1 protein-coding gene and 1 pseudogene are annotated in these 1,696 nt (G+C 74.2%); both read left to right on the forward strand.

All coding sequences use genetic code 11. The features are described 5' to 3' along the window. A pseudogene (locus tag ACFXA3_RS42155) lies at positions 1–228 on the forward strand (hypothetical protein); the annotation flags it as partial. A 257-nt stretch (positions 229–485) separates the two neighbouring features. Next, on the forward strand, positions 486–1,598 hold the full coding sequence (locus ACFXA3_RS42160; RefSeq protein WP_385196762.1) for a C40 family peptidase: 1,113 nt from the start codon (positions 486–488) through the stop codon (positions 1,596–1,598). Positions 1,599–1,696 lie beyond the last annotated feature (98 nt).

The following is a 1,696-nucleotide window of genomic DNA, read 5'->3' on the forward strand; positions in this document are numbered from 1 at the left end:
CCCCTGCCGCGCTACCTCCCCGCCCTCTTCTTGGGCGGGGCGGCCTGGGCGCTGATCTACGCGACCGCGGGGCTCGGCGTGCTCGAACTGCTGCGCAAGCTCTTCGCCGAGCAGACGGCCCTCGGGGTGTCCGTCGTGGCCGTCCTCCTCCTCGTGGTGTGCGGGGTGGTGGCGTACCGCAGAAGGACGGCCCGGTCCGCGGGTGACACCGTGGCCGAAGAATCGTGAGCCCGGCCCGCCGGGGCACGGGTCCCGGCGGGCGAGAGAGAGGCGTGGCCTCGGCTCTCCTCGGCCGGCATCCGTAGAGCGAGGTCGTACGCGACGCCCCCGGCACCCTGTCCTCTCCCGCGGCCGCGGGGCGGTCGGCGGCGGAGGGGATCCCTGCAGACCATGCGGACCACGGCGCCGGAGTCGGTCCCACGGCCCGCGGGGCCGACCGTGCCGGCGGGGTTCGCAGGCGCGCCGCCCTGGACAGGTATCGACACATGTACTCCGTGAAGACCGTCCTGACGGCCACCGCTGCCGCGCTCCTCACCCTCGTCACTCCGGCCGCCGCGGTCCCCGCGGCTCCCACCACCCCGGCCCGCCCCTCCGTGTCCACCGCGCCGCATGCCTGCGCCGGCGCCCCGACCTGCTACGTCGACGTGACGGTCGCCCAGGTCTGGGTGAGCCCGGAACAGGTCCGGCCCGTCGACGCTGCGGCGACCGCCAATCCCGCGGACATCCGCGGCTGGTTGGCCACCATGTCCCTGGACGAGCGCCGCGACGTCGCCGGGGAGACGCAAGCCCTCCACGGCATCGAGGTGACCGTCGACCGCACCGAGTGGCACGGCGGTCTGCTCTGGGACCACGTCTGGGTGCACGGCCAGCCCACCCCCAGAGACCAGGCAGGACGGGGTGCGTACCCCGGCTGGATTCCCGACCGGCAGCTGACCTCGGAACACCGGCGCCCGCCCGGGGGTACGCACGAGGAACGCGTTGCCCGCCCCACGGCCCGTGGTTTCGCCACCGCCCAGGCGGCGCTCGCCGGCAGCCGGTCCGGGCAGGTGGCCGAGTACTCGTACAACACCTCCTTTCCGGTGAAGGCCGGTCCGGTGCCCGGGGTCGTCGCCGCCGACTCCCCCAGCGGTGGCCGGCTCTTCTTCCGAGCCGACGACCTGGCGAAGGTGCCGGCCGCACCGAGCGGCGCGGACGTGGTCGCCGCCGCACGCGCCTTCCTGGGTCTGCCCTACCTGTGGTCTGGCACCTCCGGATTCGGATACGACTGCTCCGGTCTCACCGGCCAGGTTTACTCCGCCCTCGGCGTGACGATCCCCCGGGACGCCCAGCCGCAGTTCGAGGCGGGCGGCGGGCAGGTGCCCGCCGGGTCGGCCGCGGGGGTGCGGATCACCGGTACGGAGGACCTCAGGCCCGGCGACATCGTCGCCTTCCGCCCCGCCACCGGCACCGAGGTCACCCACGTCGGCATCTATTCGGGGACGCGGAACGGCGAACCCATGATGATCAACTCGCCTCGGACCGGTGACCCGGTCAAGGAGGAGCCGATCGGTTCCACCGGCCGCGTCTACGTGGGCGCCACCCGCTTCCTCACCCGCTGACGCACGGCCGGGGCGATCCCATCGACCGTCTCCCGAACGCGGACGGATACGCGTGAGGGGGACGCTCGGGTCGGGGCTGACGGATCTGCCGGCCGCGG

The organism is Streptomyces sp. NPDC059456, assembly GCF_042750055.1.
Taxonomy (GTDB): Bacteria; Actinomycetota; Actinomycetes; order Streptomycetales; family Streptomycetaceae; genus Streptomyces.